15 protein-coding genes are annotated in these 14,352 nt (G+C 68.0%); 7 read left to right on the top strand and 8 right to left on the bottom strand.

Annotated features, from left to right (window positions below):
* Positions 1-23: 23 nt before the first annotated feature.
* Positions 24-1,094 carry an MBL fold metallo-hydrolase gene (locus tag HAV18_RS13195; protein ID WP_166956221.1) on the bottom strand — a complete coding sequence of 357 codons (1,071 nt, stop codon included), beginning with the start codon at positions 1,092-1,094 and terminating at the stop codon, positions 24-26.
* Positions 1,095-1,218: 124 nt separating this feature from the next.
* The gene (locus tag HAV18_RS13190; RefSeq protein ID WP_166956216.1) at positions 1,219-1,872 is read right to left on the bottom strand and encodes a peroxiredoxin; all 654 of its coding nucleotides are present in this window, start codon (positions 1,870-1,872) and stop codon (positions 1,219-1,221) included.
* Between the two features lie 292 nt (positions 1,873-2,164).
* On the opposite strand from HAV18_RS13190, the gene HAV18_RS13185 reads away from it, so the two are divergent.
* Both HAV18_RS13185 and HAV18_RS13180 read left to right on the top strand, forming a co-directional pair.
* Entirely contained in the window at positions 2,165-3,070 is a 906-nt protein-coding gene (locus HAV18_RS13185) for an HTH-type transcriptional regulator ArgP (protein WP_021164296.1), read from the top strand.
* Between the two features lie 326 nt (positions 3,071-3,396).
* Positions 3,397-3,609, top strand: a complete 213-nt coding sequence (locus HAV18_RS13180) for a DUF1059 domain-containing protein (RefSeq protein WP_166956213.1) — start codon at positions 3,397-3,399, stop codon at positions 3,607-3,609.
* Positions 3,610-3,724: 115 nt separating this feature from the next.
* Here the strand turns inward: HAV18_RS13180 and ltaE are convergent, their stop codons facing one another.
* The 3 genes from ltaE to HAV18_RS13165 form a co-directional block, all read right to left on the bottom strand.
* The gene (gene ltaE, locus HAV18_RS13175) at positions 3,725-4,738 is read right to left on the bottom strand and encodes a low-specificity L-threonine aldolase (RefSeq protein ID WP_166956210.1); all 1,014 of its coding nucleotides are present in this window, start codon (positions 4,736-4,738) and stop codon (positions 3,725-3,727) included.
* 156 nt (positions 4,739-4,894) lie between these two features.
* The gene (locus HAV18_RS13170; protein WP_166956207.1) at positions 4,895-5,464 is read right to left on the bottom strand and encodes a YMGG-like glycine zipper-containing protein; all 570 of its coding nucleotides are present in this window, start codon (positions 5,462-5,464) and stop codon (positions 4,895-4,897) included.
* Between the two features lie 13 nt (positions 5,465-5,477).
* The gene (locus tag HAV18_RS13165) at positions 5,478-5,804 is read right to left on the bottom strand and encodes a hypothetical protein (RefSeq protein WP_166956204.1); all 327 of its coding nucleotides are present in this window, start codon (positions 5,802-5,804) and stop codon (positions 5,478-5,480) included.
* 512 nt (positions 5,805-6,316) lie between these two features.
* Here HAV18_RS13165 and HAV18_RS13160 point away from each other — a divergent pair.
* From HAV18_RS13160 to HAV18_RS13150, 3 genes are read left to right on the top strand one after another with little or no spacing between them, the layout of a single operon-like run.
* Positions 6,317-7,729: a cytochrome ubiquinol oxidase subunit I gene (locus tag HAV18_RS13160; protein WP_166956201.1), complete on the top strand. Its 1,413-nt coding sequence runs from the start codon at positions 6,317-6,319 to the stop codon at positions 7,727-7,729.
* Positions 7,730-7,758: 29 nt separating this feature from the next.
* Positions 7,759-8,766, top strand: coding sequence for a cytochrome d ubiquinol oxidase subunit II (gene cydB / locus HAV18_RS13155; protein WP_166956198.1), 1,008 nt, complete (start codon positions 7,759-7,761; stop codon positions 8,764-8,766).
* Positions 8,738-8,917 carry a hypothetical protein gene (locus HAV18_RS13150; RefSeq protein ID WP_166956194.1) on the top strand — a complete coding sequence of 60 codons (180 nt, stop codon included), beginning with the start codon at positions 8,738-8,740 and terminating at the stop codon, positions 8,915-8,917. Before cydB ends, HAV18_RS13150 begins: the two co-directional genes overlap by 29 nt.
* Positions 8,918-9,069: 152 nt before the next feature.
* Here HAV18_RS13150 and HAV18_RS13145 read toward each other — a convergent pair whose 3' ends face one another.
* Positions 9,070-9,765, bottom strand: coding sequence for a hypothetical protein (locus HAV18_RS13145; RefSeq protein WP_166956191.1), 696 nt, complete (start codon positions 9,763-9,765; stop codon positions 9,070-9,072).
* Between the two features lie 100 nt (positions 9,766-9,865).
* Here HAV18_RS13145 and HAV18_RS13140 point away from each other — a divergent pair, with 100 nt between their 5' ends.
* Positions 9,866-10,771: a LysR substrate-binding domain-containing protein gene (locus tag HAV18_RS13140; RefSeq protein WP_243771618.1), complete on the top strand. Its 906-nt coding sequence runs from the start codon at positions 9,866-9,868 to the stop codon at positions 10,769-10,771.
* 167 nt (positions 10,772-10,938) lie between these two features.
* Here HAV18_RS13140 and HAV18_RS13135 read toward each other — a convergent pair whose 3' ends face one another.
* Entirely contained in the window at positions 10,939-11,133 is a 195-nt protein-coding gene (locus HAV18_RS13135; protein ID WP_059684201.1) for a YqaE/Pmp3 family membrane protein, read from the bottom strand.
* Positions 11,134-11,287: 154 nt separating this feature from the next.
* Here HAV18_RS13135 and HAV18_RS13130 point away from each other — a divergent pair, with 154 nt between their 5' ends.
* The gene (locus HAV18_RS13130) at positions 11,288-12,424 is read left to right on the top strand and encodes a hypothetical protein (RefSeq protein ID WP_166956185.1); all 1,137 of its coding nucleotides are present in this window, start codon (positions 11,288-11,290) and stop codon (positions 12,422-12,424) included.
* A 78-nt stretch (positions 12,425-12,502) separates the two neighbouring features.
* On the opposite strand, the gene HAV18_RS13125 is transcribed toward HAV18_RS13130, so the two are convergent.
* On the bottom strand, positions 12,503-14,176 hold the full coding sequence (locus HAV18_RS13125; RefSeq protein ID WP_166956182.1) for an alkaline phosphatase family protein: 1,674 nt from the start codon (positions 14,174-14,176) through the stop codon (positions 12,503-12,505).
* Between the last annotated feature and the right edge of the window lie 176 nt (positions 14,177-14,352).

Raw genomic sequence — 14,352 nt, 5'->3', positions numbered from 1 at the left:
TTTTTGTCGTGCGACTCGGGCCGTTACGACCGGCCGTCCATCACGACGCGCCCCTCGGCACGCCAGCGCAGCATCCCGCCGCCGAGATTCGCCACCGTATCGAAGCCGGCCTTCAGCAGGATCACCGTCGCCTGCGCGGATCGCCCGCCGGCCCGGCACACGGTCACGACCGGCCGGTCACGCGCGATCTCGCCGGCACGCGCGGCCAGTTCGCCAAGCGGAATCGGCGTCGCGCCGGGCAAGTGGCCGAGCGGGCCCGTGAATTCGTCCGGCTCGCGCACGTCGACGACCTGCACCGCCGGCAGATGATCCTCGAGCCATTGCGGATCGATTTCCCAGAACCCGGCGAACGTATAGACGAGCGGCGCCCAGTCGGGCGCCGCCTGCACGTCGGGCGCGTTCGCGGCGACGCCGCACTGCAGGTTGGCCGGCACCGCGACGTCGATCTGGCGCGGGTGCGCGAGCCCGAGGTTGCGCATGTAGCCCGCGAAATCGTCTTCGCTCAGATCGCCGCCGAGGCGCGGGTTGAAGCGCCGCTCCTCGCCGACGCTCGTCACCGTGAGCCCGCGATAGTCGTGCGCCGGATACAGCAGGCACGCGGCCGGCAGCGTGAAGAGCCGGCCGTGCACCGCACGATACAGCGCGCGCGGGTCGCCCTGCTGGAAGTCGGTGCGGCCCGTGCCGCGGATCAGCAGGCAATCGCCGGTGAACGCCATCGATTCGTCGTCGAGCACGAGGCTGATGCAGCCGCTCGTATGGCCGGGCGTTGCGCGTACGGTCAGGTAGCGTGTGCCGAACGCGCAACGATCGCCGTCGTTCAGGTAACGATCGGCGCCCAGCGCGCCGCTTGCGGCCGAGATCGCGATCGTGCTGCCCGTGCGCTGCTTCAGCAGCCACGCGCCCGTCACGTGATCGGCATGCACGTGCGTGTCGACGGTCGCGACGAGCCGCAGCCCGAGCTCGTCGAGCAGTGCCGCGTCGCGGCGCACCTGCTCGAACACGGGATCGATCAGCAGCGCTTCGCGCGACGCTCGGTCGGCGAGCAGATACGTGTACGTCGACGATTGCGGGTCGAAGAGTTGCCGGAAGATCATCGCGAAGTCGCTCCGTCGCTGGTTGATGCGTATTGTCCGGCCCGCGCCGCCGCCGTCACTGCGGCTGCCGCGCGGGCCACCCCGTCGTGGTCCTGCCCTGCCGGCATCCGGCCGGCACGGCGCGTCAGCCCGGCTGCTTCACGTAGCGCAGGTACGGCTTCAGCGTCCGGAAGCCCTGCGGATACTTCTGCTTCGCCGCATCGTCCGACACCGACGTCGGAATGATGACATCGTCACCGGGCCGCCAGTTGACCGGCGTCGCCACCGTATGCTGCGCGTTGAGCTGCAACGCGTCGAGCAGGCGCAGCACCTCGTCGAAATTGCGTCCCGCGCTCATCGGATAAACGAGCATCGCCTTGACCTTCTTGTCCGGCCCGACGATGAACACCGAGCGCACGGTCGCGTTGTCGACCGCCGTGCGCGCGCCGCCGCTCGCATTTGGATGAATCATGTCGTACAGCTTCGCGACCTTCAGCTCGTCGTCGCCGATCAGCGGATAGTTGACCGCGTGACCCTGCGTCTCGGCGATATCCGCCACCCACTTCCGGTGATCGCTGACCGGATCGATCGACAGCCCGATGATCTTGGTGTTGCGCTTGTCGAATTCCGGTTTGAGCCCGGCCATGTAGCCGAGTTCGGTCGTGCATACCGGCGTGAAATCCTTCGGATGGGAAAACAGGATCGCCCAGTGGTCACCGATCCATTCATGAAAGCGGATCGTTCCCTCGGTGGTCTCCGCGGTGAAATCGGGCGCGTCCTCGCCTAGTCGAATCGACATGTTCGTCTCCGTCAAATGGGAATCGTCACGACGCCCGCGCCGCGGCTTGCGCGCGACGCGCGATCGTCCACGCGCGAAGGGCAGGCATGGCACATGCCGGGTTCCGCGCGTTCATATAGCCTAGTTCAAAATGCGCGCGCTACCGGCATGCGGCGTGCGGCATGCGTCATACCCTGGCCGATTCCAACGACGAATGCGGCACGGCAGCACGATGTGTCGCGACCGGTCGCTGGCGCGGGCTGCCTTACACTAGCGGCTGTTCTCGTCTTACGTTCACAGGAATGCCACCGACATGTCGATGACGATCGATCCGAAGCAGGCCGCCGCGCTGCTGGCCGTCGCCGACACGGGCAGCTTCGAGCAGGCGGCCGTGCGCCTGCACGTGACCGCTTCCGCCGTCACGCAGCGGGTCCGCGCGCTGGAAGCGAGCCTCGGCACGCCGCTCGTGCTGCGCACGCGGCCGTGCCGCCCGACGGTGGCCGGGCAGCGCGTGCTGCAGCACCTGCGCCGCGTCGCACTGCTGCAGGCTGACCTGCAAAGCACGCTCGCGACCGAGCGCGAATCGCCGATCTCGGTCACGATCGCGCTCAATTCCGACAGCCTCGGCACGTGGTTTCTCCCGGCGCTGACCTCCGTGCTCGCGGGCGAGCGCATCCTGTTCGAGCTGATCGTCGAAGATCAGGACCATACGTTCGCGCTGCTCGAAAGCGGGATGGCGGTGGGCTGCGTGACGACCGAGCCGAAGCCGATGCGCGGCTGCCTCGCGACGCCGCTCGGCACGATGCGCTACCGGCTGCTCGCGGCCGCCGCATTCGCGGTGCGCTGGTTCCCGCGCGGGCTGAACCGCACGAGCGCGCGCAAAGCGCCCGTCGTCGCGTATTCGCGGCGCGATACGCTGCAGTCGTCGTTCCTGAAAGAGAAGTTCGGGTTGCCCGAGGGCGCCTACCCGTGTCACTACGTGCCGGGCACCCATTCGCACTTCGCCGCGGTGCGGCACGGGCTCGGCTACGCGATGGTGCCGGAGCCGCTGATCGGCGCCGCGCCGCTCGACGCGCAGGGGCTCGTCGATCTCGCGCCCGCGCATCCGACCGACGTCACGCTGTACTGGCACGCGTGGACCGTGCAGTCGCCGACGATGGCGTCACTGTCCGAACGCGTCGTCGAAGCGGCGCGCCGGCTGCTCGCGCCGCTGCCGTGACGCGCGGGTGAGCAGCACCGCCGATGCGGTGGGCGGTGGGCGGTGGGCGGTGGGCGGTGGGCGGTGGGCGGTGCGCGGTGCGCGGTGCGCGTCGGCGGTGCGCGGTGTGCGGTCTGCGGCACGCGGTCTGCGGCACGCGGTCTGCGGTCTGCGGTCTGCGGTCTGCGGTCTGCGGTCTGCGGCACGCGGCACGCGGCACGCGGTGTGGTACGCCCCGTGGCGAGAAACCCTGCCGCGCCGCCTATACTTTTTCCATCGGCCTCGCGAACGCGCCGCGCGGCCGATCACGCCAATCCGGCCGTTCCCTTTCCCGCAAGGAGAACATCATGTCCCGCCGCTATATCGATTGCCGCGAGTTTCCCAGCGCGACGCATTGCTCGGTCGCGATTTCCGCCGACTCCGACAACGAACTGCTGGAGGCCGCCGTGCAACACGCGGTGCTGGTGCACCAGCACACCGACAGCGCCGAACTGCGCACGCAACTGAAAGCACTGTTCCGCGACGGCACGCCACCCGCCGACGCACCGCGGCCAGCGTAATCCGCCGGCTCGCCCGATATCGACAGACGGATCGCCACGTCGCCCCCGTCGCCTCTTCGCTCCCTGCTTCGCGCCACATCGCGCCGGCGCCTCCCGCCGGCCGGCGCACTCCACCTTACGCGCGGCGCTGCGCGAAATACGCGCCGACCGCGTCGATGAAGGTATCGATGTCCGCGCGCGACACGTCGCAGTGCGTGACGAAGCGCGACGCGTACAGCATCTGCGTGAGGATCCCGCGCTCCTTGAGCCACGCCTCGAGCGGCGCGCAATCGGCTTCGGGGAATTGCGCGAACACCATGTTCGTCGCGTGCGACAGCACCTTCACGGCGTCGATGCGCGCGAGACCGGCCGCGAGATGCGCGGCGTTCGCGTGATCGTCCGCGAGCCGCTCGACGTTGTGGTCGAGCGCATACAGGCACGCCGCCGCGAGAATGCCCGACTGCCGCATCCCGCCGCCGAGCACCTTGCGCCAGCGCGCCGCACGCTCGATCAGCGCACGGTTGCCGACCAGCACCGAGCCGACTGGTGCGCCGAGCCCTTTCGAGAAGCAGATCGACACGCTGTCGAACGGTGCGCACAGCTCGGCGATCGAACGGCCCGACGCGACGGCCGCGTTGCACACGCGCGCGCCGTCGAGGTGCAGCGACAACCCGCGGCCGCGCGCGAACGCGGTGGCTTCCTGCACATAGCCTTCCGGCAACACCTGGCCGCCGATCGTGTTTTCGAGTGCGAGCAGGCGCGTGCGGGCGAAGTGATTGTCGATCGGCTTGATCGCCGCGGCGATCTTCGCGAGCGGCAGCGTGCCGTCCGGCGCGTTCTCGATCGGCTGCGGCTGGATGCTGCCCAGCACGGCCGCACCGCCGCCTTCGTACTTGTAGGTGTGCGCAAGCTGGCCGACGATGTATTCGTCGCCGCGCTCGCAATGGGCCATCAGTGCGGCCAGGTTGCTCTGCGTGCCGCTCGGGAAGAACAGGCCGGCTTCCTTGCCGGCCCGCTCGGCCGTCACCGCCTGCAGGCACAGCACGGTCGGGTCGTCACCCCATACGTCGTCGCCGACTTCGGCGGCAGTCATCGCGGCCAGCATTGCCTGGCTCGGACGTGTCACGGTATCGCTGCGTAAATCGATCATCGCTGAGTCCTGGGTAAACGCGGACCGGAACCGATGCGCCCGGCCCCGCCGAAACGAGACTCAGAGTGTACGCAATTCACGCAGCGTGTGTGTGCCGACGGTCGTGCCGCATCGCGCACTTGCACGCCATGCGGCACGACGCCGCCCGGGCCGCCGTCAGTAGCGCGGCGGCGGCGGCTGGACGCCAGCCGGCGGCATCGGCGGCGCCGCGCGCGGTGCGCCGCCGTATCCGCCACCGCCATATCCACCGCCACCTCCACTCCCTCCCCCCCCTCCGCCGCTCATCCCGCCCGGCACCGGCACGCGGTTGCCGGTCGCGTACATGCATTGCAGGTAGCCGTAGTCGTAGCGGCGCTGGATGTCGTAGGCCGAGCCTTGCGCGGCGCCGGCCCCGACCACGCTGCCCGCGAGCAGCCCCGCGCCGGCGCCGACGGCCGCACCCGTGCCGCCGTTGAACGCCGCACCGGCTGCCGCCCCGAGCGCGGTGCCGACGGCCGCGCTGCCGACCGCGCTCGCGGTCGATGCCTGCCCGGCGCTCACGCCGCCCGATTGCTCGAACGCGTATTGACGGCAGTTCGCATCGTCGGCGCGGAACTGGTCGAACGACTTGCCGGTGCCGGGCAGCGCCATCACGCTTGGCCCGGTCGGCATGTACGCGCACGCGCCGAGCAGGCCGGCCAGCGCCAGCGCGGCCGGCACGCGCAGCGGTCGAAATAGGGATTTCATCGTCGCGCCTCCGTCACTGCGGCCGTGCCGGCACCGATCGCCAGCCCGACTTGCAGGTCTTCACATGCGGGTAGTAATGCTTCGACGCGTCGCAGTAGTACCAGACGTTCGCGTCGCCGTCGTCCTGCGGCTGTCCCTGCTCGACGTACTCGGGCGGCGGCCCCGGGTCGACGGGCACCGCGACGACGGGCGGCGGATAGTAGTAGGGCGCAGGGACGACGGGGTAGTAATACGGGTAGCCGGGGCCGATATAGACCCCGACCCGGGCGGCATGCGCCACGCCGCCCGTCGCGATCGCCACTGCGGCCACCGCGCCCAGTGCGAGCTTCAATCCATTCACGTCACGTTCTCCGGCTGGTGGTTCGTCGATGCGAACCCGACACACCGAACGCTACGCCGCGTGCGATCCGTCATCCATTACGGGCGAGCGCGCCAATGTTGCGCGGCGTTACCAATGTGACAGACCCCATCGGCAGCGGCCCGCCGGCACGACTGCGCGCATTACGCGATAACGCACCGCAACGGTTCGGCCGCGCGCGGGCAACGTGTCGCGCGATGTCGCGCGGTCTCACGCAGCATTTGCGTCCGCATCGAACCGTTCCGATGACGCGACGCGCCATATTGACGCACGTGCGTCAGACCGCCACGCCACGGCTGCGCGCGCGGCAAACAGTCTTCTTGATACGAATCAACGATTTACCCCGGAATCGCGCGCGGCGGGCTGGACATCTGCGACGAGTTGGCGCATTTCGCGGTGCAACATCGCGGCCCATACTCCAGCCAACCCCGACGCCCGTCCGCCGGGGTCCGCCGGCACCCGTCGGCGGGTATCGTCAGCCTCGGTCAACTGGTATGGACACCGCTCTTTCGGCCCTCGATCTGGCCCGCCTGCAATTCGCGTTCACCGTCTCCTTTCACATCGTCTTTCCGGCGCTGAGCATCGGCCTCGCCAGCTTCATCGCCGTCCTCGAATATCGCTGGCTGAAAACCGGCAAGCAGTACTACAAAACCCTCTGCCTGTTCTGGTCGAAGATCTTCGCGGTCGCGTTCGGGATGGGCGTCGTCTCCGGCGTCGTGATGAGCTACCAGTTCGGCACGAACTGGTCGGGCTTCTCGAGCTTCGCCGGCGCCGTCACCGGCCCGCTGCTGATGTACGAGGTCATGACCGCGTTCTTCCTCGAGGCCGGCTTCCTCGGCATCATGCTGTTCGGCTGGAACCGCGTGAGCCCGCGCGCGCACTTCGGCGCGACGCTGATGGTCGCGATCGGCACGCTGATCTCGACGTTCTGGATCCTCGCGTCGAACAGCTGGATGCAGACGCCGCAGGGCTTCGAGATCGTCGACGGCCGCGTCGTGCCGACCGACTGGTTCGCGATCATCTTCAACCCGTCGTTCCCGTACCGCCTGTTCCACATGGCGATCGCCGCATTCATCGTCGCCGCGCTGGTGGTGGCCGCGACAGGCGCCTGGCACCTGCTGAAGGGCCGCCGCGACAAGGGCGTGAAGAAGATGTTCTCGATGGCGCTGTGGCTGCTGCTCGTGCTCGCGCCGCTGCAGGCCGTGATCGGCGACCAGCACGGCATCAACACGCTGAAGCACCAGCCCGCGAAGATCGCCGCGATCGAAGGGCTGTGGGAAACCGAGAAGGGCGGCACGCCGCTGAACCTGTTCGGCATTCCGGACATGAAGGCGGAAACGACCCGCTACGCGGTGAAGGTGCCGCACCTCGGCAGCCTGATCCTCACGCACAGCTGGGACGGCGAGATCCGCGGGCTGAAGGACTTCCCGCCGGAAGACCGCCCGAACTCGACGGTCGTGTTCTGGAGCTTCCGGATCATGGTCGGCCTCGGCTTCGCGATGATCGGCCTCGCGGCACTCGCATGGTTCCTGCGCCGCCGCGGCCGCCTGTATGAATCGAAGTGGTTCCAGCGCTTCGCGATCGTGATGGGCCCGACCGGCTTCGTGTCGCTGCTCGCGGGCTGGGTGACGACCGAAGCGGGCCGCCAGCCGTGGGTCGTGTACGGCGTGATGCGTACCGCGCATGCCGTGTCGCCGCTGTCGGTGCAGCAGGTCAGCTTGTCGATGATGACGTTCGTGATCGTGTACTTCCTCGTGTTCGGCACCGGCGTGTACTACATGCTGAAGCTGATGAAGGCCGGCCCCGCGCTGCCCGACGTGAAGCACGACGACACGCCCGACACGCGCCCCGACCACACCGCGCGCCGCCCGATGTCGGCCGTCGACGAACCGCTCGAGACCGTCTGAGCCCACCCTATCCGCACACGAGAAACCCTATGGACGTCACCGTAATCTGGGCCGCGATCATCGCATTGGGGCTCTTCATGTACGTCGTGCTCGACGGCTTCGACCTCGGCATCGGCATCGTCTTCCCGTTCTTCCCGGACGAGAAGGAACGCGACCTGATGATGAACACGGTCGCACCCGTGTGGGACGGCAACGAGACCTGGCTCGTGCTCGGCGGCGCCGGGCTGTTCGCGGTGTTCCCGATCGTCTATTCGACCGTACTGTCGGCGCTGTACCTGCCGCTGATCTTCATGCTGGTGTGCCTGATCTTCCGCGGCGTGTCGTTCGAGATCCGCGCGAAGGCACGGCGCACGAAGCAGCTGTGGGATCTCGCGTTCATCGGCGGCTCGGCCGGTGCGACGCTGTTCCAGGGGATCGCGCTCGGCGCGTTCCTGCAGGGCATCAACGTGAAGGACGGCGTATTCGCGGGCGATGCCTTCGACTGGCTCACGCCGTTCAGCCTGCTGACCGGCCTCGGCCTGCTCGTGACCTATGCGCTGCTCGGCTGCTGCTGGCTCGTCGCGAAGACAGAAGGCGACCTCCAGCGGCGCCTCCATCGCGTCGTGTGGCCGCTGACGGTCGTGCTGCTCGGCTTCATCGCGGTCGTCAGCCTGTGGACGCCGCTGCAGGATCCGGCCATCGCGCAGCGCTGGTTCGATTCGGGGCTGTTCTGGCGCCTGCTGCCGGTGCCGTTCCTGGTCGCCGGGTGCGCGGTATGGATGCGGCGCGCGGTGCGCGCCCGGCATGACATGACGCCGTTCGTGCTCGCGCTGGCGCTCGTGCTGCTCGGCTATGTCGGCCTGCTCGTCACGCTGTTCCCGTATGCGATTCCTCAGACGATGACGATCTGGGAAGCGGCGGCACCGCGTTCGAGCCAGACCTTCACGTTGGTCGGCGCAGCGGTTATCCTCCCGATCATCATCGCCTACACGACGATGGGTTACTGGGTATTCCGAGGCAAGGTGCGCCATGAAGACCAGCATTACTACCACCACTGATTCCACCGATCGCCAGCCCGATGCGCCGAAGCCGCGCATGCGCGGCTGGATGTGGTTCGTCGTCCTGTGGGCGGGCGGCGTGATCGGCGCCGTCACGCTCGGCTACGCGTTCAAGATCTTCATGAACCTGACGCTGTTTGCGGTGAAGTAGGCACCCACTGCGTTGCACGCCGGAGCGCATGCCGGATCCATTCCGCGCATCCCGCCTCCGGCGCACCCGCCTTCGCTGCCGGCGCGCTGCCGTGGCGATCGCCCTCCCCGGCAGTCACGCGCAGTGTCACAAGCCGGCGCGCACCCTCCCGCTCACCGTTCGCACTTCGTCGTGCACATCGCCTTGTCCACTTCCGTGAAGAACGCCTGGTAGTACTCGGGCTCCATGACGGTCTTGGTACGCGAATCGCCGGCGCTGTCCCACACCGTGCGATCGAATCGTGCACGCACGATCGCGACGTGCGCGTCCTGTCCCGCCCGAACCGTCACGATCGCGGCCACGCGTTCATGATCGGGCTTCGTCGGCAGCATCCCGATGCGCGCCTTCAGCGCGCCGCGCAACAGCTGACGCCACTTCGGGATCAGCGCGTCGCTGCGCCCCGCCTCCACCAGCCCCGAATCGCGATCGACCGTCACCGGCGCGTAACCCTGCGCGCGCAACGCGCCGGCCACCGCGTCGAGCATGCGCGCCTGCGTCGCATCCGCATAGCGGCGGTCGCTGAGCATGCGCAGCGTCTGCTGCTCGGTATCGGTCAGGTCGACTTCGGTCTGGCTCGAGCTGTAGCGCACCAGCGATCCACCGTTGCCGATCTGCCGCTCGTTCTCGGGTTTCGTCGCACATCCGGCCAGCGCCGCGAACAGTCCGGCACAGGCGAGCGCCAGCGCGCCACGGCCGCGCACGGACGGCACCGCAGCCGGGTAGCGCGTCGCACGCCGCGCCGCGCGGCGGAGGCGAATACGGTGGCGAATTCCGGTTGCCCGGGCGTCGGGTGGCGATATGATCGTCATCGGGGCGTTTTCTCCTGTCGGCGCCATGATAGGGAGGCGCCCCGGCCGCCACAAACGACATTTTTTGACCCACTGTGTAGCTTTTCTTCGCGATCTCACGATGCGCCGATTGCCGCCCCTGAACGCGCTGCGCAGCTTCGAAGCTGCCGGCCGCCTGCAGAGCCTCACCCTCGCCGCCGACGAGCTGAACGTGACCCAGAGCGCGGTCGCGCAGCAGATCCGCGTGCTCGAATCGTTCTTCGGGCAGAAGCTGTTCGAACGCGACGGACGCTCGTTGCGGCTCACGCCGCGCGCGCGGCATTACCTCGTCGACGTCGCGAGTTGCCTCGGCCGGCTCGCGCAGGCGACCGGGCAGATGTTCGAACCGGTCGACGGCCATCCGGTGCGGATCAACGCGTCGGTATCGTTCGCGCACGGATGGTTGCTCACGCAACTGGCCGCGTTCCAGGCCGAGCATCCGGACATCGACGTGCAACTCGTCACGACGCCCGACAACGAGCGCGACCAGATCGACGAAACCTGCGACATCGTGGTCCGCCGTTATACGCCGGAGCTGCGCCGCAAGGGGTTCGTGTCGCGGCCGCTGCTCGCGACCGTCGCGGTGCCGGTGTGCGCGCCCGGCCACCCGGTGCTCGAACAGGCGCGTACGCCGGCCGACTTGCGCAACGCGCCGCTACTGCATTACGCGGGCTTGCCGCAGGCGTGGCAATACTGGTTCCACCAGGCCGGCTCGGTCGTCACCGAGACGCTGCGCGGGCCGTTCTATCGTGAGTTCTTCCTGATGACCAAGGCTGCCGCGAGCGGGCTCGGCGTGTGCCTCGCGCCGCGTGCGGTCGTGCGCGACGACCTCGAGCACGGGCGGCTCGTCGCGCTGTTTCCGGAAGTCCACCTGGAAGGGCCGCCGTTTCATTGCCTGTATCGCGACGACGACGATGCGTCGCTGCGCACGTTCGTCGACTGGCTGTTCGCGCGGGCGGAGGCGCTGGAGGGGGTGCCGCCGGGATAGCCGGCAAGGCGCAGGGAAGCGGCAACCAGCGACGCAGCCTGACTGGGATGCGGATGCGCTGCCGTCGACCGGACAGATGCGCAGTCACGTCCTGCTACCTGTTCAGGCTCACCACACCGGGCTTCAATCCCGGTGTGCCGGATCTGCGGTTCGTCGCCCCGGGGAACCTACTTTTGCCCGCGCAGCGCCGCTTCGATCTTGCGATCGGTCTTGTACTGGCTCAGCGCATACACCGACCAGATCGCGGCCGGCAGCCAGCCGATGATCGTGATTTGCAGAATCAGGCAGATGATCCCGGCGATCGGGCGGCCGATCGTGAAAAACTGGAACCACGGCAGCAGCAGGGCAAGCAGAAGGCGCATGAACAAACCTCTCGGTGCGTCGTTGAACGGGTGATGCGTGGCGAATATGCCGGTACCGGCGACAGAATTCAAGCCGTCCGTCGCGATACCCGCCTGCTACACTCGCGCGTCTTCAAGCGAAGCATGACCAGAACAACAACGGAGAAAGAGGGCAATGAACACCCCGTCGTCACACCACGGCCACTCGCGGCCCGCCATCACGCACCCGAAGAAAGCCTGGCACCGCTGCGCGGCCGTCGCGCTCGCCGCCTTCACCGCCGTCGGCGTCGCGCACGCCGAAACGAAGCCGACGACGCGCTACGCGATCAACCTGACCGGCGACAGCGGCAGCGAAATACCGCTGAGCAACGAGCCCTACAGCTGGACCACACACGACGGCAAGGTGTTGGCCGAAGGCGTGACCGATGACAAGGGGCGCGCCGCCGTGGCACGGCAGGCAGGCGAGACGCACTACGTACTGGAGACCGTCAACACCCGCTGGATCTACACGGTCGACAACGCGTGCTGGGCGCGCCGCGACGCCGCCTTCGCCCGCTGCGCGAAGCTGACCGACGCCGTCAACCTGGTCGCGCAGCGCATGGCCGACGACGCGCGCGACGAACAGGCTGCCGCCGCCAAGCGCCGTGATGCCGCGCTCGCCCGTTACCGCGCGGCCGCGGCTGCCAACGACGACGAACTCGTATGGCTGGGCCCGCTGCCGGCCGAATGGTCGAGAGACGACGTTCAGAAACAGCTCGACGACGTGTACGGCAAGATCAAGCACGAGCTCGACAATCTCGGCGATACCGACATCGACGTGTCCCGCTTCGTGTGCAGGTCGCCCGACCAGATCGGCCCGGCACCGGACCAGCAGGCCGTGATCGACTACATGAGCAGCCTGCGCGAACCGGGCTCGACGACGCCCGCGCAGTGGACGGCGCTCGTCGAGGCCGCGCGCAAGGGCAACTGGCTCGCGCGGCTGCAGATCTTCGTCGCGCTCGGCTCGCGCCCGAAAGACGACCTCGTGTCGGTCTACCGGCGTATCCAGCTGATGGCGTGGCTGCAGGCGAACCACGTCGGTGCGCTGTACACCTACTACCTGGGCGAACTCGCCGCAACCGGCTATTTCGAAGGGCCGAGCCCCGGCGCCACGTCGCCGATTCCGTTGTATGCGGCGATGCGCGGCAGCTATGCGGCGATGAAACGCGCGGGCGATTCGCTCATGGCGCGGGACGAGCCGGACGTGCAGGCGATCGGCAAGCGCATGCACGATTGCGCGCTGCAGATGATGCCGGTGCTGTTCGCGAAGTAGACGCGGACAGCACCTCAGGCAGCACACAGGCAGCCCGCCGCGCGGCCGGCGGCGGGCAGTCCTACGGCGTCGCGTGGTTCAGCGACCGATACCGAGCCCCGGCAGCACGCCGGTGTTCTCGGCCACCACCGCATGCAGCAGACGCGGGTCGGCACCGAGCAGCCCGAGGATCGTCGGCGCGACCTGCTTCGTGCCGACGACGTCGGTCACGGTGCGCGCGCGATGGACGCCCGGATACGACACGAGCAGGCCGAGATGGCTGTCGTCCGGCGCGTTGCCGCCGTGCTCTTCGTCCTTCTTCGTGCTCGACGTGTAGATCACGCCCGGATTCGGCTGGACGATGATGTCCGGCGTGCGGCCGTTGGCCGGATCGCCGAAGCGCTCGGCGAGCGCCGCGCCGTACAGGATGTACGCCTGCGAGCCGTCCGCGCAGATCCCCGGCGCGTTGCAGCTCAGGTTCGCCTTCAGCGTCTGGACCACGGCCGTGCGCTGGTTGCGGTCGCGCAGCCAGATCAGGCCGACGTCGTCGGTCTGCACGAAGCCCGTGTCGACCAGGCCCGAACCGTCGTTCAGGTTGCCCGTCTTCGTGTTGTTCTGGCCAAAGTTGCCGTTCGGGTCGAGATAGTTGTTCGCTTCGAGCAGCTTCGTCAGCGTGTCGCCGTTCTTCACGAGCTTCGTGTGATCGGTCGGTGACTGGCCATGCTTCGACGTGACGATCACGGCCGTCGACGAATACAGGTTCGCCTGCTTCAGCGCCGCGACGATATGGCCGATCGAGTTGTCGACGTACGTGATCGCGTTCGCGACCTGCCCGTTCGGCGTGAAATTCGCGTCGAGATAGCCGCCGCCCGTCGCGACCGTCGCCTTCTGCGCGACGCTGAGCGTCTGGAAGTCGGCGCCGAACAGCGTCGGCACCGGCGCGCTCTTCGTGCCCGTCGAGTCACGGCCGTTGATCTGATTGATCAGCGCCTGCACGTGCAGGTTGTCGAAGCGCGCGGTGTGCGAATAGACGTCCGTGTAGTTCGTGCCCGTGGCCGGGTCGATCGAGTTGATCTCGGTGCGCGCGAGATCGTCGACGCCGGTGCCCGACGGCCCGTTCAGCCAGTCGTAGCCCCATGCGTGCTTGTCGGCCCACGCGGTGGTCGCGTTCGGGATGCCGGCCTTCACGGCCTCGAACACCGTGTTGGTCTTCACGTAGTTGTGCGGATAGACCGGCACGCACTTGCCGTTGACCTTCGCGTTCGGGATCGCCTGCGGATTGAATGCGCCGCCGCCGTTCAGATGGACCAGCGCGCCGCCGTTCTCGGCGTCGATGCCGGTCGTCTCGTCGAACACGACGTTCCAGCCCTGCTTGCCCGAGCAGCTCGTGTCGCCCGGCGCGTACAGGTTGCGGTCGTACGACACGTCGTAGAACAGGCCGGCCGTCTTCGGCGAGCCGCCGGTCACGAGCGCGGCGAGGCCCGGAAACGAATCCGACAGGCCGGGCGTATAGGCATTCGTGTACGTCACGCCGCTCTTCGCGAGCACCGCGATGTTCGGGCACGTGTTCGCGCCGACGCAGCGCGCGAGATCCTGCTCGTGCAGGCCGTCGACGCTGATCAGCAGCACGTGCTTCACGACACGGCTTGCGTGGCCGCGGTCCTCGCCCTGACTGTTGCCGTCCTGCTGCGCCGCGTGCGCGCCTGCGCCTGCGAGCGCCAGCGCGCCCGCCACCATCGCCACCAACTTCCGCTGCTTACCAAGGAAAGACATGATTACCCCACCTCATCGATTGATGTTGAACTGCGTGACTTGCCATCAGGCGCGCAAAATATCGCCGGATCGTGGGGCGCTCGCATGAAGCGGGGCTTTCTGTTTTCTGTCAAACGTAACCAATCGCAAGTGACACGAGCCGGTCGCAATGCAAGGTGGCCTGGCGCACGTTGCGA

The sequence above is a fragment of the Burkholderia sp. D-99 genome, from assembly GCF_011605345.1.
Classification (GTDB): domain Bacteria; phylum Pseudomonadota; class Gammaproteobacteria; order Burkholderiales; family Burkholderiaceae; genus Burkholderia.
The sequence above is the reverse complement of the archived record's forward strand: the minus strand, read 5'-3'. Positions and strand labels throughout refer to the sequence as shown.